Raw genomic sequence first — 23,902 nt, 5'->3', positions numbered from 1 at the left:
AGACACAAAAACGCCGCGAGATGATCGCGGCGTTTTTGTTAGTGCAGATATCAGGCTTGGAATACCGACAACTGTGGCGAGGGGGCTTGCCCCCGTTGGGTCGCGCAGCGGCCCCAAAACCAGACACCGCGGTATTCAGAAAGATCGCGTTGCCCGGGTTTACGACTGCTTCGCAGCCGAACGGGGGCAAGCCCCCTCGCCACAATAAAGATGCGGTGCATTCACTGCACCGCATCACCTCAAGTCTCAGCTATACACTCGGCCAAGCAACTGCCGATGGCTTTCAAACTGATCGAGCACGTCACGGGTGATCTGATCCTGGGTGAAGCCCATCAGGTCGTAGTCTTGGCTGCCGTTGTGCAGGTACACCTCGGCACGGTAGTAACGTGCGCGCGGTTCATCGGCGCTTTCGGCCGACACTGTTTCACGCGCCGCCGCCAGATAACCGTCCAGGCTCACTTCGTAGACAAAAGGGTTGCCCTCTTCCATCTCGATCCGCACGCCCATGCAACGCTTCGACTTGCCCAGTAGCGTCTGCACTTCCAGGCCCTGACCACGCAACTGCACGGCGGCTTCTTCCAGCGCCGGGCTGACTTGCTTGTCCATGAAACGCTGAACGATCGACTGATTCGGTTGCAGATCCAGCTGGGTCAGACGCTCACTGAAACCGCGACGACCACGCGCCGCCAGTTCCGCTTGCTCCTGTTCGATCTGCACGTCCTGGCGCATGGCCTTGTGCAAGCCGAACATGAAGAACACCAGCACCACCGAGAACGGCAGCCCCGCCAACACCACCATGGTTTGCATGGCTTCGAAGTTACCGGCGAACAGCAGACCGATGGTCACCAGGGTGATCACCGCTGACCAGAAAATCCGCAGCCAGTGCGGCGCATCCTCATCAACATTGCCGCCCTTGCAGGAAAGGTTGGCCATCATCACCGCGCCGGAATCCGCCGGGGTCAGGAACAGCACGAAGCCGACGAAAATCGACACGCCGATCACAATCTTCGACGCCGGGTAATGCTCAAGCAACTGATAGATCGCCATCGACGGCTGTTCCAGCGCCGTCTTCCCGAGCTCCACCGCCCCATGGTTCATCACCAGGTCCAGGGCCGAGTTACCGAAGATCGACAGCCAGGCCAGGGTGAAACCCAGCGGAATCAGCAGCACGCCTGCCACCAGTTCACGCACCGTGCGACCACGGGAAATACGCGCGATAAACATGCCTACGAATGGCGCCCAGGAAATCCACCAGGCCCAGTAGAACAGGGTCCACAGGCCCAGCCAGCGGTCGGACTTCTCACTGTCACCTTCATACACATAGAGGTCGAAGGTCTTCAGCACCACGCCGTTCAGGTAGTCACCGATGTTCTGTACAAAGCCGTTGAGCAGGTGCAGGGTCGGGCCGAACAACAGCACGAAAATCAGCAGACCGCTGAACAGCACGATGTTCAGGTTGGACAGACGGCGAATGCCGTTTTCCACGCCGGACACAGCGGCGATGGTCGCCACGGTGCTCATCACGATGATCACGATCAGCAGATTGGTGTTGCTGTGTTCCATGCCGAACAGGTTTTCAAGGCCCGACGACACTTGCAGCGAACCAATCCCCAGGTTCGTCACCAGCCCCAGCAGGGTCACGAACATACCGAAGCCGTCCACCGCATGACCGGCGGCGCCTTTGACCCAACGCTCGCCGACCAGCGGATACAGCGCCGAACGCAACGCCAGCGGCTGGTTATGACGGTAGGCAAAGTACGCCACGGCCAGGCCGACCAGTGCGTAGATCGCCCAGCCATGCAGGCCCCAATGCAGGAACGTCAGTTGTACCGCCTGACGAGCCGCAAGGTTGCTGCCGGCCACGCCTTCCGGCGGATTGAAGTAATGGTCCAGTGGTTCGGAAGCACCGAAGTACAGCAACGAGATGCCGATACCCGACGAGAACAGCATCCCCGCCCAGGCGCCGTAGCTGAAGTCCGGGGTGTCATCCTTGCTGCCCAGTTTGAGTTTGCCGTAGGACGAAAACGCCAGGCCCACCACAAAAACCAGATAAGCGGCGATCACCACCATGTAGTACCAGCCGAAGCTGCGGGACAACCAGGCCTGGGCAATGCCGAGCATTCTGCCGGCCTCTTGCGGGGCGATGATCAGAATGGCGGTCAACAGCAGGATCAGCGCGGTAGAGGTGTAGAACACCCAACCGTTGACCGTCACCTTCTCGGGTGGGGTCTTTATTAGAGAGGCAGAACTCATGGCACAGATGCTCCAGGCAGTGCGAGAGAAGAACACAAGGCAACGCGGTACCCGACCAATCGGTTAGTTGGCAGCCGACCAGTGGGTGATATAAAGACACCCCGAAAAAAGCCCGAAACCCTTGGAACGCCTGCGCGTATAGGTTTCGAGCATTTTTGGATGTCGGTTTATCGCCATTTACACGTAGGAAAAATCTGTAAGCAGCGACGATTTGTCGCAGATCTTATTCTTTGTTGATTGAACGTTCAATCAAAACAAAATAGACTGGCCCTCAATCCGGTAGCCGAATTTCGTCCACCGGAAGGCCTAAGGAGATGTGCAAGATGCCCAAGGTCGGTATGCAACCCATCCGCCGTCAGCAATTGATCGATGCCACGATGCAGGCCGTCGATCAGGTCGGCATGGGGGACGCCAGCATTGCGCTGATCGCCCGTTTGGCCGGTGTCTCGAATGGCATCATCAGTCACTACTTTAAGGACAAAAACGGCCTGATCGCCGCCACGGCGCAGTACCTGATGAGTGTCCTCAGCGAGAACGTCACCGCGCGCCGTCAGGCGTTGGAGGACACCAGCCCACGGGCTCACCTCCAGGTGATTATCGAAGGCAACTTCGATGCCAGCCAGGTCAATGGCCCGGCAATGAAAACCTGGCTGGCCTTCTGGGCCACCAGCATGCACCACCCGTCATTGCACAGGTTGCAGCGGATCAACGATCACCGTCTGTATTCCAACCTGTGCTGCCAGTTCCGCCGTGTGTTGCCGCTCGATGATGCGCGCACCGCCGCCCGTGGCCTGGCAGCCCTCATTGACGGTTTGTGGTTGCGCGGCGCGCTGTCGGGAGATGCTTTCGACACCGGGCAGGCGCACCAGATCGCTTACGAATACATGGATTTCCAACTGGCCAAGCAGGTGAGTTAGAGCACACATAATCGCTCAGCCCCTGAACCGCTACTGATCAGCGTCGCCAACGCTACACGGCACGCCCCAGTGGTTAACGCCAACCAACTTAATGCTCTTGCGAGGACTTTATGGCCCGTTTCGAACTGCAAAAACTCTACATCGATGGCGGCTACAGTGACGCCAGCAGCGACGCCACTTTCGAAGCCATCAACCCGGCTAACGGTGAAGTCCTCGCAACCGTACAACGTGCGACCAAGGAAGACGTTGAGCGCGCGGTAGTCAGCGCCGAAAAGGGCCAGAAAATCTGGGCTGCGATGACTGCCATGGAGCGTTCGCGCATCCTGCGTCGTGCCGTCGACATCCTGCGCGAGCGCAACGATGAACTGGCCGCCCTGGAAACCCTGGACACCGGCAAGGCGTACTCCGAAACCCGTTACGTCGACATCGTTACCGGCGCTGACGTGCTGGAGTACTACGCAGGCCTGGTGCCGGCCATCGAAGGCGAGCAGATTCCGCTGCGCACCACATCTTTCGTCTACACCCGTCGCGAGCCACTGGGCGTCGTGGCCGGTATCGGCGCGTGGAACTACCCGATCCAGATCGCTTTGTGGAAATCCGCACCTGCCCTGGCGGCCGGTAACGCGATGATCTTCAAGCCAAGCGAAGTCACTTCCCTGACCACGCTGAAACTGGCCGAAATCTACACCGAAGCAGGCCTGCCAGCCGGCGTGTTCAACGTCCTGACCGGCAGCGGCCGTGAAGTCGGCACCTGGCTGACCGAACACCCACGCATCGAAAAAATCTCCTTCACCGGCGGCACCGACACCGGCAAGAAGGTCATGGCCAGCGCTTCCGCCTCGTCGCTGAAAGACGTGACCATGGAACTGGGCGGCAAATCCCCGCTGATCATCTTCGACGACGCCGATCTGGATCGTGCCGCCGACACCGCGATGATGGCCAACTTCTACAGCTCCGGTCAGGTCTGCACCAACGGCACTCGCGTGTTCGTACCGAGCCACCTGAAAGCCGCGTTCGAAGCCAAGATCGTTGAGCGCGTTGCGCGCATTCGCGTCGGTAACCCGGAAGACGAAAACACCAACTTCGGCCCGCTGGTCAGCTTCGCCCACATGGAAAGCGTGCTGGGTTACATCGCCAAAGGTAAGGAAGAAGGCGCTCGTCTGCTGTGCGGCGGCGATCGTCTGACCGACGGCGAATTCGCCAAAGGCGCGTTCGTGGCACCGACCGTGTTCACCGATTGCACCGACGAGATGACCATCGTTCGCGAAGAAATCTTCGGCCCGGTGATGAGCATCCTGACCTACGAAACCGAAGAAGAAGTGATCCGTCGCGCCAACGACACCGAGTTCGGTTTGGCGGCGGGCGTTGTCACCAAGGACCTGAACCGTGCTCACCGTGTGATCCATCAACTGGAAGCCGGTATCTGCTGGATCAACGCCTGGGGCGAGTCCGACGCCAAGATGCCGGTCGGCGGCTACAAGCAGTCGGGTGTGGGCCGTGAGAACGGCATCAGCTCGCTGAACAACTTCACACGCATCAAATCGGTACAGGTCGAACTGGGCGATTACGCCTCGGTGTTCTAAGGCGGTATTTGTTTCGCCTGCGAGGCCGTCATCGCGGGCAAGCCCGCTCCCACAGGTTTGGCGTCGTTCGCCAAATCTGCGGCAACCCCGACCCTGTGGGAGCGTGGCTTGCCCGCGATCGAGTGCGAAGCACTCGCCTGACCTGACCAACTTCAAAGAGGGTGCATTCAATGTCCCAAGAATTCGATTACATCATCATCGGTGCCGGCTCGGCCGGTAACACCCTGGCGACCCGTCTGACTGAAGACGAAGGCGTCACTGTGCTGCTGCTCGAAGCGGGCGGCCCGGATTACCGTCTCGACTTCCGCACGCAAATGCCGGCCGCCCTGGCGTTCCCGCTGCAAGGTCGTCGCTACAACTGGGCGTATGAAACCGATCCAGAGCCACACATGGACGGCCGCCGGATGGAATGCGGTCGCGGCAAGGGCTTGGGTGGTTCTTCCCTGATCAACGGCATGTGCTACATCCGTGGTAACGCCATGGACTACGACAACTGGTCGAAGCTGCCCGGTCTGGAAGACTGGAGCTACCTCGACTGCCTGCCGTATTTCCGCAAGGCAGAAACCCGTGACATCGGCCCGAACGACTACCACGGTGGCGACGGCCCGGTCAGCGTGACCACGCCGAAAGCCGGCAACAACCCGCTGTTCCACGCGATGGTTGAAGCCGGCGTGCAAGCCGGTTACCCGCGTACCGAAGACCTCAACGGCTACCAGCAAGAAGGTTTCGGCCCGATGGACCGCACCGTGACGCCGAACGGCCGTCGCGCCAGTACCGCTCGCGGTTACCTGGACGTCGCCAAGAAGCGTTCGACCCTGACCATCGTCACTCACGCCCTGACCGACAAGATCCTGTTCGAAGGCAAGCGTGCGGTCGGCGTGCGTTACCTGATCGGCGCCGCTGAAGAGCGCGTTGAAGCCCGTGCCCGCAAGGAAGTGCTGCTGTGCTCCGGCGCCATCGCTTCGCCGCAGATTCTGCAACGCTCCGGTGTCGGCCCGGCCGAACTGCTGAACAAGCTCGACATCCCGGTGGTCCACGACCTGCCGGGCGTGGGTGAAAACCTGCAGGATCACCTTGAGCTGTACCTGCAATACGCCTGCACCCAACCGGTCTCGCTGTACCCCTCGCTGCTGCTGCACAACCAGCCGGCCATTGGTGCCGAGTGGCTGTTCAACGGCACCGGCATCGGCGCCAGCAACCAGTTCGAGGCCGGTGGTTTCATCCGCACCCGTCCGGAATTCGATTGGCCGAACATTCAGTACCACTTCCTGCCGGTGGCGATTAACTACAACGGCAGCAACGGCGTGAAAGAGCACGGCTTCCAGGCGCACATGGGTTCCATGCGTTCGCCAAGCCGTGGTCGCATCCAGGCCAAGTCCAAGGATCCGCGCGAGTACCCGAGCATTCTGTTCAACTACATGGCCACCGAGCAGGACTGGCAGGAATTCCGCGACGGCATCCGCCTGACCCGTGAAATCATGCAACAGCCTGCACTGGACGCCTTCCGTGGTCGTGAAATCAGCCCGGGCATTGACGTGCAAACCGATGAGCAACTGGACAAGTTCATCCGCGAGCACGCCGAAACCGCGTTCCACCCGTCCTGCTCGTGCAAGATGGGCACCGACGAGATGGCCGTGGTCGATGGCGAAGGTCGTGTGCACGGCCTGCAAGCCCTGCGCGTGGTCGATGCCTCGATCATGCCGATCATCACCACCGGCAACCTGAACGCGCCAACGATCATGATGGCCGAGAAAATCGCCGACAAGATCCGCGGTCGCAAGCCATTGCCGCGTAGCACGGCCAAATACTACGTGGCCGGTGATGCACCGGTGCGTGGCAAGCCGTTGCGGGATGTGAGCCCTACCGCTCAGTAAGCCGTAACACCGCATCGCGGCCAATCGCGGGCAAGCCCGCTCCCACAGGTTCCGGGGTGGATTCGCAATTTGTAATCCACCCAAGCCCACTGTGGGAGCGGGCTTGCCCGCGAAGGGGCCCGACCAAACAACACATAACTTCATGCCATACACCGGGCAATCCCTCCCTACACCGCTGCGCCCTTGATCTACCCCCCGCCCAAGCCTAATCTAGCGCCACGCAAACGCTTCATCCCCTCGCAATACCGACACATCGCCACTCCATACCAAGGAGGTTCCCGAATGTTCGATTTCCACCCCCAGCTCAAGCAGCGTTTTGCTGCCTTGCGCACGGGCGCTGAATTCTTTTCGCTGCGTTATGTGCGCGAGTCCGGCCAGTACCTGTCGGTGCGCAAGAACGTCGCCGAACCGCCGAGCCTGAGCCGCGACGAAGGCGCGATGCTGACCGTTCGGGTCAACGGCGTCGAAGCCTATGCCGCGACCAACGACCTGTCCCAATCCGGCCTGCAAGCCGCGCTGGAGAAAGCCGAGCAACACGCCCGTCGACTCAAGCCCCACGCCCTGCTCGACCTGCGTGAGCAAGCCGTCTCCAGCGATCGCGCCGACTATTTCTCGCCCAACTTCGACCAGCCCTTCCCGTCCCTGAGCGATTGCTACCAACTGCTCGGCGCCGAATCCGCCGCCGTGCCCAAGGACGAGCGACTGGTGAACTGGCAGGCGAGCATCGGCATCACCAATGTCGAGCAAATCTACCTCAACAGCGCCGGCGCCGAACTGCGTCAGGCCCAGCGCTTCGTTTACCCGAGCGTGGACGTCACCGCCTACGACGGCAGCGACAGCCAGACTCGCAGTCTTGGCCGCGAGAACTTCGGCCAGCAGGGCGGCTTTGATGTGATCAGCCGTTGCGGCCTGATCGGTGCCGGCCCGAAAGTCGCCGACCAGGCGCTGCAATTGCTGCTGGCGCCGAACACTCCGCAAGGCCCGCGCGATTTGTTGCTGATGCCTGATCAGATGATGCTGCAATTCCACGAGTCCATCGGTCACCCGCTGGAGTTGGACCGCATCCTCGGCGATGAGCGCAATTACGCCGGCACCAGTTTCGTCAAGGCAGAAGATTTCGGCAGCCTGCAATACGGCTCCGAACTGCTCAACGTGACGTTCGACCCGGACATCCCCGAGCAACTCGCCAGCTACGGCCATGACGACGACGGCAGCGCCGCCAGCAAGCAATTTCTGATTAAAGAAGGTTTGCTGCTGCGGCCATTGGGCGGCGCGCTGTCGCAATTTCGTGCCGGCATGGATGGCGTTGCCAACAGCCGCGCCTGCGGCTGGAACCGCCCGCCGATCGACCGCATGGCCAACCTCAACATCGAGCCCGGCGATCAGCCGCTGGAGCAGCTGATCGGCAATATCGAGCACGGCATTTTGATGAGCACCAACCGTTCGTGGTCGATCGACGATGCGCGCAACAAGTTCCAGTTTGGTTGCGAATGGGGCCAGTTGATCGAAAACGGCGAGCTCAAGGGTGTGGTGAAGAACCCGAACTACCGGGCGATTTCCGCACAATTCTGGAAAAGCCTCAGCGCTGTCGGCGATGCCAACACCGTCAAAGTGCTAGGCACGCCGAACTGTGGCAAGGGCGAACCGAACCAGGTGATCCGCGTCGGCCATGCGTCGCCGGCCTGTGTGTTCAGCAATGTGGATGTGTTTGGAGGAGACGCCTGATGAGTACTTCCACGAGCACTTCAAATAGCCAGGCCGAGTCATTCAAGGAGCTGGTCAATTGGCTGCGCGAGGCACTGCGCACGCCGGAGCAGTTCACCCTCAGCTACGCCGCCGAGTCGTCGGCTTTCGTGCGCTTCAACCACGCCAAAGTCCGTCAGGCCGGGCAGGTGCAGCAGGCAAGCATCGGCTTCAAACTGATCAACGACGGCCGCCACGCCGACCTCGATATCACGTTGTCGGGCGATCCGGAAGTCGACCTTCAGCGTCTGGCCGATGGGCTACAACAGTTGCGCGAAACCCTGCCGTTGCTGCCTCAGGACCCGTACCTGCTGCTCAACCATGACGACTGGCAGAGCAACAACGTGCAGGATCATCCGCTGCCGGACACCGAGCAGGTGGTCGCTGAAATCACTCAGGCCGGCGAGGGGCTGGATCTGGTCGGTTTCTATGCCGCCGGGCCGATCAGTCGCGGTTTCGCCAGTTCTTCGGGCGCGTTCGGCTGGCATCAGGCCAACAGCTTCAACTTCGATTTCAGCCTGTTCCATGAAAACGGTCAGGCGGTGAAAGCCAGCTATGCCGGGCACGACTGGAGCAGCGAAGGCTTTGCCCGGCGTTTCCAGCAGGCCCGCGAGCAGTTGGCGTTTCTCGGGCGGCCATTGCGCACGCTGGCGCCGGGTCAGTACCGCGCCTACCTCGCGCCGGCGGCCCTGGAAGAAATCATGGGCATGCTCAGCTGGGGCGGGTTCTCGGCGCAGTCGATTGCCAGCAAAAGCAGTCCGTTGCAGAAGCTCTACGGTGGCGACAGTTCGTTCAGCCCGTTGGTGTCCCTGGATGAAAAAGTCAGCGGCTCCCTGAGCCCGGCGTTCTCCGGTGAAGGTTATCCGCGCAGTGATCTGCGGCTGATTGTTGAGGGCAAGGCGGGTGAGCAACTGGTCGGTTCACGCAGCGCCGCCGAGTACGGCCTGACCGCCAACGGTGCTGGCGGCGGTGAAGCGCCAAGTGCGTTGAACATGGCGGCCGGCTCGTTGCCTGACGCCGAGATCCTCAAGCAACTGGGCACCGGTTTGTATATCAGCAACCTGTGGTACCTGAACTACTCGGACCAACCGGCGGCGCGCCTGACCGGCATGACACGGTTCGCGACCTTCTGGGTCGAGAACGGCGAGATTCAGGCACCGGTCAGCACCATGCGTTTCGATGACAGCGCCTACAGCCTGCTCGGTTCGCAGCTGGAAGCGTTGACCGAGGAACGCGAGCTGATGTTGTCGGCCAGCACCTACAGTCAGCGAGCCACGGCCTCGGCGTTGTTGCCGGGCGCGCTCGTCAGCCGATTGACCTTGACCCTCTGACACAGATCGTTCCCACGCTCTGCATGGGAATGCCGCCCGGGACGCTCCGCGTCCCAATGCAGGCGTGACGCAGAGCGTCACAGGATGCATTCCCACGCGGAGCGTGGGAACGATCAACGGTTACCAGACCAACCCACAAGAGGTCCCATGCCCAACCGCCCACCTCTCGACGCTGTCACCGCCCGCTGGTTACCGTGGGTTGTGGCCATTGCTTTCTTCATGCAATCCCTCGACGGGACGATCCTCAACACCGCCCTCCCCGCCATGGCCCGGGACCTGGCCGAAGACCCGTTGCGCATGCAAGGCGTCATCATCGCCTACATGCTCACCGTCGCCTTACTGATCCCCGCCTCCGGCTGGATCGCCGACCGCTTCGGTACTCGGAAAATCTTCTTCGGCGCGATCCTCCTGTTCAGCTTCGGCTCATTGCTCTGCGCCTTGTCCAGCACCCTGAGCATGCTCATCGGCGCCCGGGTGATTCAGGGCTTGGGCGGCGCGTTGATGCTGCCGGTCGGGCGATTGGTGGTGCTGCGCGCGTATCCGCGCTCGGAGCTGGTGCGGATCATGGGGTTCATTACCATTCCTGGCCTGCTCGGCCCGCTGATCGGTCCGCCCATGGGCGGCTGGATGGTGCAATACCTGACCTGGCACTGGATCTTCCTGATCAACCTGCCGGTGGGTGTCCTCGGTTGCTACGCGGTATGGAAATTCATTCCCGACCTGCGCGGCAGTGAGCGCACCCGCTTCGATAGCCTGGGCTTTTTGCTGTTCGGCGCGGCGATGGTGCTGATCACCATCGCCATGGAAGGCCTCGGTGAATTGCACCTGCCGCACCTGCGAGTGATGTTGCTGCTGTTTGGCGGCATGGCGTGTCTGGCGGCGTATTGGCTACGGGCCGGGCACATCGACAATCCGCTGTTTGCGCCGTCGCTGTTCAAGACCCGGACCTTCGCCGTGGGCATCCTCGGCAACCTGTTCGCTCGCCTCGGCAGCGGCGCATTACCGTTCCTGGTGCCGTTGCTGCTGCAAGTGGCGCTGGGTTACTCACCGTCACAGGCCGGGATGAGCATGTTGCCCCTGGCTGCGGCCGCGATGGTCGCCAAGTCGGTGGCGCGGCCGCTGATCGAACGTTTCGGCTACCGCAGCGTGCTGACCGGTAACACATTGGCGCTGGGAATCATGCTGGCAAGCATGGGCCTGGTCAGCGAGCAGACGCCGTATTGGCTGCTGCTGGCTCAGTTGGCCATTCTGGGAGCGATCAACTCCTTGCAGTTCACCGCAATGAACACCGTCACGCTGATCGACCTCGACGACGCCAGCGCCAGCAGCGGCAACAGTTTGCTGTCGGTGGTCGCGCAATTGTCCCTGAGCCTCGGTGTGGCCTGCGCCGGCGCCTTGCTCGGTGGCTTCACGGCGGAGATCGGCAATGACGGCGTAGACACGGTTCTGGGCGCGTTCCAGCTGACGTTTGTGACGGTCGGAATCATGGCGATGCTGGCTGCAACGATCTTCTCGCAGCTGTCTAGAACTGACGGACGGCGCGTCAGGCATCCGGAAGAACACATCGAGCCTTAGGGCGAATGGCCACGAGACTGATACACTGCGCGACATTTTGTTTTGCAGGCCAGTCCCGTGACCACCATCGCCACCGCTTTTAATACTTTGCCGCTGTCCGCCGCCATGCTGGCTAACCTCGACTCCCTCGGTTATGCCCAGATGACGCCGATCCAGGCGCAAAGCTTGCCGGTGATCCTCAAGGGGATGGACCTGATCGCCCAGGCCAAGACCGGCAGCGGCAAGACCGCCGCCTTCGGTATCGGCCTGCTGAACCCGATCAATCCGCGCTTCTTCGGTTGCCAGGCGCTGGTCATTTGCCCGACTCGCGAGTTGGCTGACCAGGTTGCCAAGGAAATCCGTCGTCTGGCCCGTGCCGAAGACAACATCAAGGTGCTGACCCTGTGCGGCGGCGTGTCCTTCGGCCCGCAGATCGGCTCGCTGGAGCATGGCGCGCACATCATCGTCGGCACCCCGGGGCGCATCCAGCAGCACTTGCGCAAGGGTTCGCTGGTGCTCCATGGCCTGAACACGCTGATCCTCGACGAAGCCGACCGCATGCTCGACATGGGTTTCTACGATTCCATCGAAGAAATCATCGCCCAGACCCCGGAGCGCCGCCAGACCCTGCTGTTCTCCGCCACGTACCCGGTGGGCATCAAGCAACTGGCGTCGAAATTCATGCGCACCCCTCAGATCGTGAAGGCCGAGGCGTTCCACGACGATACGCAGATCGAGCAGCGCTTCTACGAAATCTCTCCGGAAGAGCGTATGGACGCGGTGGTCAAAGTCCTCGCGCATTTCCGTCCGGCGTCCTGCGTGGCCTTCTGCTTCACCAAGCAGCAGGTTCAGGAAACCGTTGATCACCTGACCTCCAAAGGCATCTCCGCCGTGGGTCTGCAGGGTGATCTGGAACAGCGTGACCGCGATCAGGTATTGGCCATGTTCGCCAACCGCAGTACTTCGGTACTGGTCGCCACCGACGTCGCCGCGCGCGGTCTGGACATCGATATGCTGGACATGGTGATCAACGTCGAACTGGCCCGCGACTCGGAAATCCACATTCACCGTGTCGGCCGTACCGGTCGTGCGGGCGAGAAAGGCATCGCGATCAGCCTGGTCGCACCGTCCGAAGCGCACCGCGCCCAGGCCATCGAGCAACTGCAGAAGTCGCCGTTGAGCTGGGATCAGTTGGACAACCTCAAGTCCCAGGGCGGCGCACCGCTGCTGCCGGTGATGAGCACGCTGTGCATTGGTGCGGGCCGTAAAGACAAGGTACGTCCGGGCGACATTCTTGGTGCACTGACGGGTGACGCCGGCATCCCGGGTGCCCAGGTCGGCAAGATTGCGATTTTCGACTTCCAGGCCTATGTGGCCGTGGAACGCGGAATCGCCAAGCAAGCCTTGCAGCGCCTGAACGACGGTAAAATCAAAGGCCGCTCGTTGCGCGTACGCATCCTTTAAAAACAGCGCACTTCCCTGTGGGAGCGGGCTTGCCCGCGATGAGGCCAGTACATTCAACACAATGTTGTCTGTCAGTCCGCCATCGCGGGCAAGCCCGCTCCCACATTGGTTTGCCGGTGAATTTAAAATTAGTGTGAGGACACCGTTTTGCGCTCTACCGAAGTCGTGATCATTGGCGCTGGCGCCGCAGGGTTGATGTGTGCGCTGACCGCCGCCGGGCGCGGGCGCAAGGTGATGTTGCTCGACCATGCGAACAAGGCCGGCAAGAAAATCCCTGATGTCGGGCGGTGGACGCTGCAATTTCACCAACATGTACACCGAGCCGGGCAATTTCCTCTCGCAGAATGAGCATTTCTGCAAATCCGCCCTGGCGCGCTACACCCAGTGGGATTTCATCGGTCTGGTGGCCAAACACGGCGTGCCGTACCACGAGAAGAAACTCGGCCAGTTGTTCTGCGATAACAAATCCAGCGACATCCTTGGCCTGCTGCTCGACGAGTGCGATCAGGTCGGCGTCAGCCTGCACCTGGATACCTCGATCCAGCACATCGAGAAAATGGAAAGCGGCTATCTGCTGCAAACCACCCTCGACCAAATTACCTGTGAGTCTCTGGTGATCGCCACCGGTGGCCTGTCGATTCCGACCCTGGGCGCCACCGGCTTCGGATATCAAGTCGCCAAGCAGTTCGGTCACGACCTGCTGCCGACCCGCGCCGGCCTCGTGCCGTTCACTATCACCGATCAGCTCAAGGAGCTTTGCACCGAGCTGTCGGGCACGTCGGTGGATTGCCTGGTGAGCTGCAACGATCAGAGTTTCCGCGAGAATATCCTGTTCACTCACCGCGGCCTTAGCGGGCCGGCGATCTTGCAGATTTCATCGTTCTGGGAATCCGGCGACACGGTGCAAATCAACCTGATGCCGGATCACGACGTGCCTGACTGGCTGCAACAGCAGCAGGCCGAACGCCCGAATAGCGAGTTGAAAACCTTGCTCGGTGAAATCTTCACCAAGAAGATGGCCAATCTGTTGGCGGATAACTGGTTCGTCTCCAAACCGATGAAGCAGTACACCCACGCCGAGCTGGCGGACATTGCCGAAAAACTGGCGAGCTGGAAAGTCGTGCCGGCTGGCACTGAAGGCTACCGCACTGCCGAAGTGACCCTGGGCGGCGTCGACACGCGCGAAGTTTCGTCCAAGACCATGGAATCGCTGAAAAGCCCTGGGCTGTATTTCATCGGCGAAGTGCTCGATGTCACCGGGCATCTGGGGGGCTTCAATTTCCAGTGGGCCTGGGCCTCCGGTTACGCTGCCGCGCAATTTGTCTGACTCACGCAACCTGAATGTGGAATGCGGTCAATTGTGGGAGCTGGCTTGGCTGCGATAGCGGTCTGACAGTCAACATAGATGTTGAATGTACCGGCCTCTTCGCGGGCAAGCCCGCTCCCACAGGTTTCTCTGCCAACCACAGATTTTTTTATCGGCAACAGATCCCTCGTACTCCCGGGAACAGATTTTGCTGTCAGATGTGATCGGCGCCATTGCGTCGACGTCATTAGTGGCTCAATTTAGCGTCATTGCCTCGGAAGGCCTTCGCACTTCATGTCATCGACCACATTTCGGCAGTCTCTGCGTCGCCTCTGGGCGCTGGATAAATTCAGCTACAGCGTTCGGGTATTCATCGCCCTGACCGGCACCATGGCGCTGTGTTGGTATCAGGATCAAATGGGGTTGCTGATCCCGTTGTTCCTGGGAATCATCGCCAGCGCCCTGGCCGAAACCGACGACAGTTGGCAGGGCCGCCTCAACGCGCTCGCCGTGACGCTAGTGTGTTTCATGGTCGCCGCCCTGTCCGTCGAACTGCTCTTCCCCTACCCCGTCCTCTTTATCATCGCCTTTGCGCTGGCCAGCTTTTGCCTGACCATGCTCGGCGCGCTGGGCGAACGTTATGGCGCGATTGCTTCGGCAACACTGATTCTGTCGGTCTACACCATGATCGGCGTGGACCAGCGCGGCGGCGCGGTCACTGATTTCTGGCACGAGCCGGTACTGCTGGTGGCCGGTGCGGCCTGGTACGGCTTGCTCTCCGTGCTGTGGCAGGCGCTGTTTTCCAACCAGCCAGTGCAGCAGAGCCTGGCGCGGCTCTTCCGTGAACTGGGTTATTACCTGAAACTGAAATCGTCGCTGTTCGAACCGATCCGGCAGCTGGACGTGGAAGCGCAGCGGCTGGAACTGGCGCAACAAAACGGTCGGGTGGTGGCGGCCCTGAACGCCGCCAAGGAAATCATTCTGCATCGGGTCGGCGACGGTCGGCCGGGCGTGAAAGTCAGCCGTTATCTGAAGCTGTACTTCCTCGCCCAGGACATCCACGAGCGTGCCAGTTCCTCACACTACCCCTACAACGCGCTGGCCGAAGCGTTCTTCCACAGCGACGTGCTGTTCCGCTGTCAGCGCCTGTTGCGCCAGCAAGGCAAGGCTTGCCGCGCGCTGGCCGAGTCGATCCAGATGCGCCAGCCGTTCACTTATGACGCAAGCTTTGCCGAGGCCCTGAGCGACCTGCACGCGTCCCTCGAACATCTGCGTATCCAGAGCAATCCGGCCTGGCGCGGTCTGCTGCGTTCGTTGCGCGCGCTGGCCGCCAACCTCGGCACGCTCGACCGTTTGCTCAGCGACGCCAGCAACCCCGATGCGCTCGCAGACGCTACCGACAGCACCCTGCTCGACCGTTCGCCACGCAGCCTCAAGGATGTCTGGATACGTTTGCGCACGCAGCTGACGCCGACGTCCTTGCTGTTCCGCCATGCCCTGCGCCTGCCCCTGGCGTTGAGCATCGGCTATGGCATGGTGCATTTGATCCACCCGTCGCAAGGTTACTGGATCATCCTCACCACGCTGTTTGTCTGTCAGCCGAACTACGGCGCCACCCGCCGCAAACTCGGGCAGCGAATCATCGGCACCGCTATCGGCCTGACCGTGGCCTGGGCGTTGTTCGATCTGTTCCCGAACCCGTTGATCCAGTCGAGCTTCGCCATCCTTGCCGGGGTGGTGTTCTTTACCAACCGCACCACCCGCTACACCCTGGCGACTGCTGCGATCACGCTCATGGTGCTGTTCTGTTTCAACCAGGTGGGCGATGGTTATGGGCTGCTTCTACCGCGACTGTTCGATACCCTGCTCGGCAGCCTGATCGCCGGGCTGGCGGTATTCCTGTTCCTGCCGGACTGGCAGGGTCGACGCCTGAACAAAGTGCTGGCCAACACCCTGACCTGCAACAGCATTTACCTGCGCCAGATCATGCAGCAATACGCTGCCGGTAAAAGCGACGACCTGGCTTATCGCCTGGCCCGACGCAACGCGCACAACGCCGATGCCGCGTTGTCGACGACGCTGGCCAACATGCTGATGGAGCCAGGGCACTTCCGTAAGGAAGCGGATGTCGGGTTCCGTTTCCTGGTGCTGTCGCACACCTTGCTCAGCTATTTGTCGGGGCTGGGGGCACACCGTGAAACTCAACTACCGTCGGACGTGCGTGAGCATTTGATCGACGGTGCCGGTGTGAACCTGGCTGCCAGCCTCGACGAAATCGCTCAGGGTCTGGCGAGCAAACAGCCGATTGCGATTCAGAGCGATGAGGAAGAAGCCCTGGCCAATGGACTTGAGCAAATGCCGGATGAGATCGATGAAGGGCAGCGGTTGGTGCAGACGCAACTGGCGTTGATCTGCCGGCAGCTGGGGCCGTTGCGGACGTTGGCGGCGCATCTCATCAAGGACACTAGCGAAGCCTGAGATTTGTGGTGACTGGCCTGACGTCATCGCGGGCAAGCCCGCTCCCACAGGGTTCGGCGGTGAACCACTGTTTTGTGGCCAACCACGAAAACTGTGGGAGCGGGCTTGCCCGCGATGAGGCCGGCAGCTTCAACACAAACACCGAATCAAACCCACTACATCCCATGCTGCTTGAGCAATTTCTCATAGCTCCCGTCAGCCTTCATCGCCGCAATCTCACGGTCGAACCCGGCGACGATCTGTTCATGCAGGGGGTTCTTCAGGCTCACCAGAATATGCAGGCTGTTCTCACTCAACGGCTTGGGTAAAAACTCCACGGCATTGCGCACTTTGGGTGACTCGCGGGCGAGGTAATACCGGGCGACGAACTCGTCTTCCAGGGTCAGCTTGACCCGGTCGGCCGCGAGCATGCGCACGGCCATGGCGAAGCTATGCACGGGGACTTTCTGCAGCGACACATCGTCGTCGAATGCTTGCGAATAGGCATAACCGCGCACCACCGCTATCGGATAGGTGTGCAGTTGTTGCAGATTCGTGAATTCAATCGGCACGTCTTTGCGCTTGAGAAAGCGCACGCGATTGAGCAGGTACTCGCCGGAAAACTGCCCCAGTTTCGTGCGCTCGTCGGTGTACCAGGCGTTGACCAGCACGTCGTAACGTCCCTCGCCTACCCCAAATAAGGCCCGCGCCCACGGCACCTGTTCGAAATCACTGGCATAGCCGGCCCGGGTCAGTGCAGTACTGACGATGTCCGTGGCCAATCCGCCATTGACCAGCGTAGCGTCGGTGAAGGGCGGCCAGGCATCGGCGACCAGACGCAGCTTTTGCGCTGCCGCGGCCTGTGTCAGCAACAGCAATCCGATCAAAGCAAACGCTCGATGCAATCGCGGCATGCTAGAAAATCCTTAGCGGGCGGGCTGCCCGACGTGTTTTTCAGCCAAAACTCCAAGGCCCCTCTACCGGCGAAACCCAGGTCCTAACATTAGCTTATCGACGACATTGCACAGCGCTTCATCGCAGATTACACAAAGAAGACAATCTCGCGAGAAATGAATGATGGCATTTTGGACTTTGTCACAGATTTCTCAGCCATCAAGACATCCCGCGTCAGGACGCTTAGTATCGGAGCAACGTTGTTCAAGGAATCTGAAGATGACAATCGATTGGGTCTGCAAACACCACAGTGACCTGGGTAAAGAGCAGCTGTATGCCATTTTGCAGCTGCGCGCCGAGGTGTTTGTCGTCGAGCAGAAATGCCTTTATCAGGACATCGATGGCCAGGACCTGGAAGGTGACACCTGCCACTTGATGGGCTGGGACGGGGATCGACTGGTGGCGTACCTGCGATTGCTCGACCCGGAGTTACAGGGCGGCGATGTGGTGATAGGCCGAGTGATCATTGCTCCCGCTGCACGCGGCACCGGGCTTGGGCACGAGTTGATGACACAGGCGTTGAAGCAGGCCGGGAAACACTGGCCTGAAGTACCGATCTACCTCTCGGCCCAGGCGCATTTGCAGGGGTACTACGGGCGGTACGGATTTGTGGTGGTGGGTGAGGAATACCTGGAGGATGATATTCCGCATATCGGGATGCGTCGTTCTTGAGGGCCTCATCGCGGGCAAGCCCGCTCCCACAGGTACAGTGAAATCCCTGTGGGAGCGGGCTTGCCCGCGATGGCGTCAGCCGGATCACCACAGAAACTCAGGGATACTCGAGGACCGCTTTGATCTGCCGCAGATTACGCTCAATCCATCCCCGATCAATCGCCCCCCACTCGCGAATCCGATAGCGCCCCGCATGGTTGCGCGCGCCCTCTTCCTGCTCGAATTCACAAACGATATCCAGATCCGCCAACGCCGCGATGGTGTCCTGGGCCGTGCGCCGGGGCATGCCGGTGACTTCGGTCAACGCCGGGACGCTGCTGGCCAGCCCGCTGTCGATCAGGTACGCCACGTACAACCGGCGGTAGAAGCTGCTTTTGGTCTTGCTCACGTCCATCCATGCGGTCCTTATTAGAAGATCTTCTATTGCATATCCCGCCAAGTCAGGTACACCCGCAAATCGAACTCCACCTGGTGATACCCCGGCAACATGTGTTCGCACAGCTTGTAGAACGCCTTGTTGTGGTCCGACTCCTTGAAGTGCGCCAGCTCATGCACCACGATCATTTTCAGAAACTCGGAGGGCGCGTCCTTGAACAACGAGGCCACACGAATTTCTTTCTTGGCCTTGAGCTTGCCGCCTTGCACCCGGGAAATCGCAGTGTGCAGGCCGAGCGCACGGTGGGTCAGGTCCAGACGGTTGTCGAATAACACCTTGTCGATCGCCGGGGCGTTACGCAGGTATTCCTGCTTGAGATCCAGTGCATAGGTGTACAGCGCCTTGTCGCTCTGCACCCCGTGCTTTTCCGGGTACCGCTGGCTCAGGTAGTCGCCCAGCCGACCTTCGGCGATCAGCTGACGCACCTGGTCCTGCAACGTAGCGGGATAGGCCTGGAGGTATTTCAACGCGGTCATTGGGGCGGCAACACGAGTCACGAAAAGGTCACCAGTGTAACGAATTCAACTCGTCAGTGCGTTCCAGTCGAAGGGCTCGGCAAAGAGACGGGTGTCCTCGGCCATCAACGGCCGCGCGACCAGAAACCCCTGCACATACTGGCAGCCGTTGGCTTGCAGCCATTCATATTGCGCCACCGTCTCCACCCCTTCAGCGATGACTAACAAACCAAACTGTTTGCACAAATCGATGACGCTGCGAGCCAGCGCCGCATCCCGTTCGGACCCCGGCAACCGGGCGATCAAATGCCGGTCGAGTTTGAGCGTGTCCAGTTCCAGGTCTCGCAAGTGCGCCAGCGAACAAGCCCCGGAGCCAAAATCATCCAGCGCTACCCGCACCCCCAAATTGCGCAGCAAACGCAGCTGCTTGCGGGTTTCGTCGGGGTTAAGCATCAAGGCCTCTTCCGTGACCTCGACCTCCAGCTGTCGCGGCTTCAAACCATGGCGCTCCAGCACCTGACGCAATTCGGTGACCAGGTTGGGCAAACCGAACTGCGTGCTGCTCAAACTGACGCCCAGCACCAGGTCTTCGGCAAACAAGGTTTCCCAGGCCTTTCGTTGTTTGGCCCCGCGATGGTAAATCCAGCTGCCCAGGCGACTGATCAACCGCGCCTCTTCCAGCAACGGCAAAAACAGCCCCGGCGGTACATCGCCGACACTCGGATGCTGCCAGCGCAGCAACGCCTCGAACCCACGAATCTGCCCGTCGGCAATGGCCACCTGAGGCTGATACACCAAATTGAAATCGCGGTTCTCAATGGCCGTGCGCACGCTCTCTTCGAGCATCAGCCGCGAGCGCGCCCGGCCATTCATTTCATGATCGTAGAAGCGATATTGCTGACGCCCGGCGCGCTTGGCTTCGTACATGGCGATGTCGGACGCGCGCATCAACCCGTCGAGATTAGCCCCACAATCGGGGTAAGTGGCGATGCCGATGCTGGCACCCAAGGCGATGTCCATGCCTTCGATTTGCTGACAGATCGACACCCGCTCGATAAGTTTCTCGGCAATCTTCGCCGCCTGCTCGGGGAGCTCAAGATCCAGCAGCGCGGTGAACTCATCGCCACCCATCCGCGCCAAAATATCGAAGGGCCGCAGACACGCCTTCAACTGCTCGGACACCCAACGCAGCACCCGGTCGCCGGCATCGTGGCCAAGGGAATCATTGACCCGCTTGAAGCCGTCGAGGTCCAGGTACAACAGCACCCACGTGCTGTCGGAGCGTTCGCCGCGCAGCAGCAGGTTTTCAACGGTCTGGTAGAACCCCCGGCGATTGAGCAGCCCGGTCAGCGGATCGGTCACCGCCTGGAACTCCAGTTGCTGATGCAGATGGCGCACCACCGACATGTCCAGCACCGTCACCACCATGGCATGTTGTTCGGTGGGCAAAGGCGCACAAGACAACGCCACCGGCACTTGCTGACCGGGCGCGGTTCGCAGCAACGCATCGTGCAGGCGCAAGGTTTCACCGCGCTTGTAGCCGGCAAACAATTCGGAGTCGGCCCAGATCGGGATGTGCGGCTTTTGCAGGAAATCCAGAAACTCTTTGCCTTGCAATTCGTGCACCGTGGCATTGAGCAGACGAGACATTGCCGGGTTGGCAAAGCGGATCAGCCCATCCTCGCGCACCACCAGAATGCCTTCGGCGGCGTTATCCAACACCGAGGCATTGAAGGCCCGGGCGACTTCCAGGTCATGGCTCAACTGCTGCAAGGCACGGCGATTACGCTGATGCTCGAGCAGTGCCTGGACTTTGGGTTTGAGAATTTGCGGGTCGAACGGTTTGAACAGGTAATCCACCGCACCACTGGCGTAGCCCTTGATCACTGCGTCCTGGGATTGTTCGTTGGCGGTCAGGAAAATGATCGGCGTGAGGCGGGTTCGCTGGCTGCCACGCATCAAGCGCGCCACTTCAAAACCGTCCATACCCGGCATCTGCACATCCAGCAGCACCAGGTCGACATCGTGTTCGAGCAACAGGCTGAGCGCTTCAAAGCCGGAAGCCGCGGTGATGACCTGCCAGTCCTGGCGCTGTAACAACGCGCGCATGCTGATCAGGTTTTCGGGGTAATCATCAACAATTAAAAGGATTGAGCTGCCTTCAGCTGGCGTAGGTTGTGCGCATTCCATGCTGCATCTCTTGTTCGGGACCTCAGGCCGGTCTCTTGTGAAAACCGGACACATAGTGCGACTTCACTCTAGACCCGGATACGCGAAAGCAGAAGCTGCCGGAGTGCCGTCACTTCAGTAAAGTTTCACGTAGCCGACTAACGGTCAGTCCTACAGCCCCCGTAAACCGGGAAAGGTGGCATTTCGACAGGATGTTGACGTCAACCATCTGCCAAACGGGCATTAACAAACAACCGTTCTACGCTTATAAAGATGGCCCGATGGCGCGCGCTAGAGCTTCTGGCACGTGCGTACAGAAAAAAGTGGAAGCTTGAATATGATCGATCTCGCAACCTGGAACCTCAGCGTTCCTGTCGGCAGTCCGCCGTACACCGTCGAAACAACCAAACTGGTGGACGGCTTCAAGGATCAATACTTCCACTCCGACACCGGCACCTTGTTTTTCTGGACGCCGGTCACCGGCACCCGCACCGAAAACGCGGTTTACCCTCGCACCGAACTCCGCGAAACCTACAGCAATGGCACGCTGAAAAACTGGTACTACCCCGACGCGGATAACTCGCTGCGTGCGACCCTTACGGTCAGCAAGGTACCCAGCACGGGCAAGATCGTCATTGGTCAGATCCATGCCTACAAAAGCCAGAAGCCCATGGTGAAGCTCGAGTATCAATACAAGGACTCCAGCGAAACCGGAAACATCGTCGCCAAAGTCCGCATGCACCCCGACGATGACACCGCCCGGGTCATCACCATCGCCACTGGCATAAAACTCGATCGGGAATTTTCCTACCTCATCCACCTCAGCCCCGGCGGTGCATTGGGCATCAGTGCGGCGGGCAACCAATGGGACACCGACATCAGCGCGATGTGGCGTGATAAACCGCTGTACTTCAAGGCCGGCGCCTATGTGCAGGACAATACCGGGTACACCACTGAAGGCGGGCAAGTGACGTTCAGCCATCTGGATATCGATCACGATACGTAACGCCTGTTGGAGCCAGCGCCCATGTGGTGATGGGGCTTTGCACTAACAACTGGCAGCCAAGCCAGACACTGAACCTGTGGCGAGGGAGCTTGCTCCCGTTGGGCTGCGCAGCAGTCCCTCTTTTTGGGGGGCCGCTTCGCGTCCCAGCGGGAGCAAGCTCCCTCGCCACAGGTTTTTTATGTCCAAGTCCATCTCTTCCCTGACCGGCATCTGGCCCCACTTAAACGCCCACGTTTAAAGACACTCGGCGTTACTTCATAAGGCCTACAACGGCTTGCGTCACCACCTACAGGTACGCCAGAATCCGCCGGCTTGTGCGTCTGGGAGGCCATCGGTAACTTGATTCGCATCACTGATTTCCAGTGATCGGGTTTAGTAGCCTGTGGTTTCGAGCTTGGTGCACAAGCATCTGTCAGTCAGGGATTTCGATTCCTGCGCTTGATGGTAGCTGTGCGCAGGGCACCTTCGGGTGCGCCGGCTTGCTCGAAATCCCGGTCTACTAACCTGCGTACAGTTGCCTCCACTTTGATTAGTAGCCAGAGAGGGGGCACTCCAATCAGGTTTCGAGCAAATGACTAAATCAACGCCGCATCCGCCGGTCACCGACCCGGCATCCCCCTACGAATCCCTCAATCCAAAAAAACTCCACGAAGCCGCCGAACGCGCCCTCGACCACTACCTAAACCCGGCCGCCCAAATCATGGCCAGCACCAACGAACCCGAGCCCATGTACCTCGCCAATCCGAAGTACAACACCGAAGCCCTACTGGCCAACGCCAGCGAAACACTCGGCTCGGCCACCGTCATGCTCACCAATTTCGCGGCGTTGCTGGAGACTTCACATCGCAAGACCTTGCTGGGCATTGCGCAAGTGGTCATGCTCGGCGAATTGGCGGTGAACCAGGCACTGGATCACGTCGAACCGAAGGAGTAATCGCAGTTCGGTAGGAGCAAGGCGAGCAAACTTGCTTCCAATAAAAAACCCGCTCGCGGCGGGCTTTTATCAATGCAGCTTAACGCTCAGGCTCAATTCATCTTAGCGCTCAACTCACTGAACCCAGTTGAACAACAAAATTAAATAAATCTGTCCCCTTTTTTGTTGATTTTTTGCGTCCCCTTTTTGTATCCATTCTCAATGCGGCAAGTCTGCGGCTACCTTAAACCATCGGCAATCAAACTTTCCGCGATATCAATTACCATAAAAACATCTTAAAACCTGTCAAGTCTGACAGGTGTATCTTCCTGCCGATACTCCTACTCTTCTTATCGAAACACAAAAAATCTGAGCCAGCCACCAGCGGCTCGAACATCAATATATTTGATCTTGCAGGGAGCACCAAAATGCCTGGTTCTTACACTTGGAAAGCTGAGACAATCTCACACCCCTATGGCTGCGTTTGCAGATTAGACCCGAACTACGTCTTTTGCGGTTGCCAAGGTGTAGGGGGTTACTTCGCAGGACCTTTAAACCCAACGCAATATACTAAAGAACTGGCCGACGCCAAGGCAAAAAGCGAAGCAGAGGCCGAACAGAAAGCCAAGGAACTTGAGGCGTATAAATCATCAAGCACATATGACGAAGATAAAGCATTTCTTAAAACCATTTTTGTCCGATCTACTTACACATATATCGACGACCCCCGGAATGCGGAATTTGTCAAAGAAAATGCAGAGGAAGCGAGAAATTCTCCTCCCCGCTAACTTCCTAGGATGCAACCATGGTAGACA

General features: G+C 59.7%; 17 protein-coding genes and 1 pseudogene. 13 read left to right on the top strand and 5 right to left on the bottom strand.

The genetic code is table 11. The features are described 5' to 3' along the window. Nucleotides 1-246: 246 nt before the first annotated feature. Nucleotides 247-2,196 (bottom strand): BCCT family transporter, encoded by a 1,950-nt coding sequence (locus PSH65_RS02410; RefSeq protein ID WP_305426931.1) that lies wholly within the window; start codon nucleotides 2,194-2,196, stop codon nucleotides 247-249. A 380-nt stretch (nucleotides 2,197-2,576) separates the two neighbouring features. Here PSH65_RS02410 and betI point away from each other — a divergent pair, with 380 nt between their 5' ends. The 9 genes and pseudogenes from betI (at nucleotide 2,577) to yccS (ending at nucleotide 16,503) form a co-directional block, all read left to right on the top strand. Then, nucleotides 2,577-3,170 carry a transcriptional regulator BetI gene (betI, locus tag PSH65_RS02405; RefSeq protein ID WP_305424776.1) on the top strand — a complete coding sequence of 198 codons (594 nt, stop codon included), beginning with the start codon at nucleotides 2,577-2,579 and terminating at the stop codon, nucleotides 3,168-3,170. Between the two features lie 110 nt (nucleotides 3,171-3,280). Beyond that, nucleotides 3,281-4,753 (top strand): betaine-aldehyde dehydrogenase, encoded by a 1,473-nt coding sequence (gene betB, locus PSH65_RS02400; RefSeq protein WP_305424775.1) that lies wholly within the window; start codon nucleotides 3,281-3,283, stop codon nucleotides 4,751-4,753. 170 nt (nucleotides 4,754-4,923) lie between these two features. Next, a complete protein-coding gene (betA, locus tag PSH65_RS02395; RefSeq protein WP_305424774.1) occupies nucleotides 4,924-6,627 on the top strand; it encodes a choline dehydrogenase in 1,704 nt (567 codons plus the stop codon). Nucleotides 6,628-6,909: 282 nt separating this feature from the next. Continuing rightward, on the top strand, nucleotides 6,910-8,352 hold the full coding sequence (locus PSH65_RS02390) for a TldD/PmbA family protein (protein ID WP_305424773.1): 1,443 nt from the start codon (nucleotides 6,910-6,912) through the stop codon (nucleotides 8,350-8,352). Then, the gene (locus PSH65_RS02385) at nucleotides 8,352-9,701 is read left to right on the top strand and encodes a TldD/PmbA family protein (RefSeq protein WP_305424772.1); all 1,350 of its coding nucleotides are present in this window, start codon (nucleotides 8,352-8,354) and stop codon (nucleotides 9,699-9,701) included. Before PSH65_RS02390 ends, PSH65_RS02385 begins: the two co-directional genes overlap by 1 nt. Nucleotides 9,702-9,848: 147 nt before the next feature. Further along, a complete protein-coding gene (gene mdtD, locus PSH65_RS02380) occupies nucleotides 9,849-11,276 on the top strand; it encodes a multidrug transporter subunit MdtD (RefSeq protein WP_305424771.1) in 1,428 nt (475 codons plus the stop codon). A gap of 105 nt (nucleotides 11,277-11,381) precedes the next feature. Continuing rightward, nucleotides 11,382-12,719, top strand: a complete 1,338-nt coding sequence (gene dbpA / locus PSH65_RS02375; protein ID WP_229768771.1) for an ATP-dependent RNA helicase DbpA — start codon at nucleotides 11,382-11,384, stop codon at nucleotides 12,717-12,719. Nucleotides 12,720-12,866: 147 nt separating this feature from the next. Continuing rightward, nucleotides 12,867-14,046, top strand: a pseudogene (locus PSH65_RS02370) (NAD(P)/FAD-dependent oxidoreductase). Nucleotides 14,047-14,319: 273 nt separating this feature from the next. Continuing rightward, nucleotides 14,320-16,503, top strand: coding sequence for a YccS family putative transporter (gene yccS, locus PSH65_RS02365; protein WP_305424769.1), 2,184 nt, complete (start codon nucleotides 14,320-14,322; stop codon nucleotides 16,501-16,503). 155 nt (nucleotides 16,504-16,658) lie between these two features. Here yccS and PSH65_RS02360 read toward each other — a convergent pair whose 3' ends face one another. Next, nucleotides 16,659-17,396, bottom strand: a complete 738-nt coding sequence (locus PSH65_RS02360) for an ABC transporter substrate-binding protein (RefSeq protein ID WP_305424768.1) — start codon at nucleotides 17,394-17,396, stop codon at nucleotides 16,659-16,661. A gap of 259 nt (nucleotides 17,397-17,655) precedes the next feature. Between PSH65_RS02360 and PSH65_RS02355 the strand changes: the two genes are divergently transcribed. Continuing rightward, nucleotides 17,656-18,108 (top strand): GNAT family N-acetyltransferase, encoded by a 453-nt coding sequence (locus PSH65_RS02355; protein ID WP_305424767.1) that lies wholly within the window; start codon nucleotides 17,656-17,658, stop codon nucleotides 18,106-18,108. 97 nt (nucleotides 18,109-18,205) lie between these two features. Here PSH65_RS02355 and PSH65_RS02350 read toward each other — a convergent pair whose 3' ends face one another. From PSH65_RS02350 to PSH65_RS02340, 3 genes are read right to left on the bottom strand one after another with little or no spacing between them, the layout of a single operon-like run. Beyond that, the gene (locus PSH65_RS02350; RefSeq protein ID WP_007894945.1) at nucleotides 18,206-18,502 is read right to left on the bottom strand and encodes a helix-turn-helix domain-containing protein; all 297 of its coding nucleotides are present in this window, start codon (nucleotides 18,500-18,502) and stop codon (nucleotides 18,206-18,208) included. Between the two features lie 26 nt (nucleotides 18,503-18,528). Beyond that, nucleotides 18,529-19,020, bottom strand: coding sequence for a M48 family metallopeptidase (locus PSH65_RS02345; RefSeq protein ID WP_305426930.1), 492 nt, complete (start codon nucleotides 19,018-19,020; stop codon nucleotides 18,529-18,531). 45 nt (nucleotides 19,021-19,065) lie between these two features. Next, on the bottom strand, nucleotides 19,066-21,189 hold the full coding sequence (locus PSH65_RS02340; RefSeq protein WP_305424766.1) for a bifunctional diguanylate cyclase/phosphodiesterase: 2,124 nt from the start codon (nucleotides 21,187-21,189) through the stop codon (nucleotides 19,066-19,068). Between the two features lie 316 nt (nucleotides 21,190-21,505). Here PSH65_RS02340 and PSH65_RS02335 point away from each other — a divergent pair, with 316 nt between their 5' ends. The 3 genes from PSH65_RS02335 (at nucleotide 21,506) to PSH65_RS02325 (ending at nucleotide 23,875) form a co-directional block, all read left to right on the top strand. Beyond that, entirely contained in the window at nucleotides 21,506-22,174 is a 669-nt protein-coding gene (locus PSH65_RS02335; protein WP_305424765.1) for a polysaccharide lyase family 7 protein, read from the top strand. Nucleotides 22,175-22,745: 571 nt separating this feature from the next. After that, nucleotides 22,746-23,108, top strand: coding sequence for a hypothetical protein (locus tag PSH65_RS02330; RefSeq protein ID WP_305424763.1), 363 nt, complete (start codon nucleotides 22,746-22,748; stop codon nucleotides 23,106-23,108). Nucleotides 23,109-23,515: 407 nt separating this feature from the next. Beyond that, complete coding sequence (locus PSH65_RS02325) at nucleotides 23,516-23,875, top strand: hypothetical protein (RefSeq protein ID WP_305424762.1); 360 nt, start codon at nucleotides 23,516-23,518, stop codon at nucleotides 23,873-23,875. Nucleotides 23,876-23,902: the final 27 nt, after the last annotated feature.

Origin of the sequence: Pseudomonas sp. FP603 (assembly GCF_030687415.1) — a bacterium.
Taxonomy (GTDB): Bacteria; Pseudomonadota; Gammaproteobacteria; order Pseudomonadales; family Pseudomonadaceae; genus Aquipseudomonas; species Aquipseudomonas wuhanensis.
This window is presented reverse-complemented; position numbering and strand designations above follow the sequence as displayed.

What these genes read in the sequence shown, in the direction of transcription:
- PSH65_RS02385 (WP_305424772.1), top strand. Translation starts at nt 8,352, where the DNA reads ATGAGTACTTCCACGAGCACTTCAAATAGCCAGGCCGAGTCATTCAAG.
- dbpA (WP_229768771.1), top strand. Translation starts at nt 11,382, where the DNA reads ATGCTGGCTAACCTCGACTCCCTCGGTTATGCCCAGATGACGCCGATC.
- PSH65_RS02335 (WP_305424765.1), top strand. Translation starts at nt 21,506, where the DNA reads ATGATCGATCTCGCAACCTGGAACCTCAGCGTTCCTGTCGGCAGTCCG.
- PSH65_RS02350 (WP_007894945.1), bottom strand. Translation starts at nt 18,502, where the DNA reads ATGGACGTGAGCAAGACCAAAAGCAGCTTCTACCGCCGGTTGTACGTG.
- betB (WP_305424775.1), top strand. Translation starts at nt 3,281, where the DNA reads ATGGCCCGTTTCGAACTGCAAAAACTCTACATCGATGGCGGCTACAGT.
- PSH65_RS02345 (WP_305426930.1), bottom strand. Translation starts at nt 19,020, where the DNA reads ATGACCGCGTTGAAATACCTCCAGGCCTATCCCGCTACGTTGCAGGAC.
- PSH65_RS02360 (WP_305424768.1), bottom strand. Translation starts at nt 17,396, where the DNA reads ATGCCGCGATTGCATCGAGCGTTTGCTTTGATCGGATTGCTGTTGCTG.
- PSH65_RS02330 (WP_305424763.1), top strand. Translation starts at nt 22,746, where the DNA reads ATGACTAAATCAACGCCGCATCCGCCGGTCACCGACCCGGCATCCCCC.
- PSH65_RS02355 (WP_305424767.1), top strand. Translation starts at nt 17,656, where the DNA reads ATGACAATCGATTGGGTCTGCAAACACCACAGTGACCTGGGTAAAGAG.
- PSH65_RS02390 (WP_305424773.1), top strand. Translation starts at nt 6,910, where the DNA reads ATGTTCGATTTCCACCCCCAGCTCAAGCAGCGTTTTGCTGCCTTGCGC.
- betA (WP_305424774.1), top strand. Translation starts at nt 4,924, where the DNA reads ATGTCCCAAGAATTCGATTACATCATCATCGGTGCCGGCTCGGCCGGT.
- betI (WP_305424776.1), top strand. Translation starts at nt 2,577, where the DNA reads ATGCCCAAGGTCGGTATGCAACCCATCCGCCGTCAGCAATTGATCGAT.
- mdtD (WP_305424771.1), top strand. Translation starts at nt 9,849, where the DNA reads ATGCCCAACCGCCCACCTCTCGACGCTGTCACCGCCCGCTGGTTACCG.
- yccS (WP_305424769.1), top strand. Translation starts at nt 14,320, where the DNA reads ATGTCATCGACCACATTTCGGCAGTCTCTGCGTCGCCTCTGGGCGCTG.
- PSH65_RS02340 (WP_305424766.1), bottom strand. Translation starts at nt 21,189, where the DNA reads ATGGAATGCGCACAACCTACGCCAGCTGAAGGCAGCTCAATCCTTTTA.
- PSH65_RS02325 (WP_305424762.1), top strand. Translation starts at nt 23,516, where the DNA reads ATGCCTGGTTCTTACACTTGGAAAGCTGAGACAATCTCACACCCCTAT.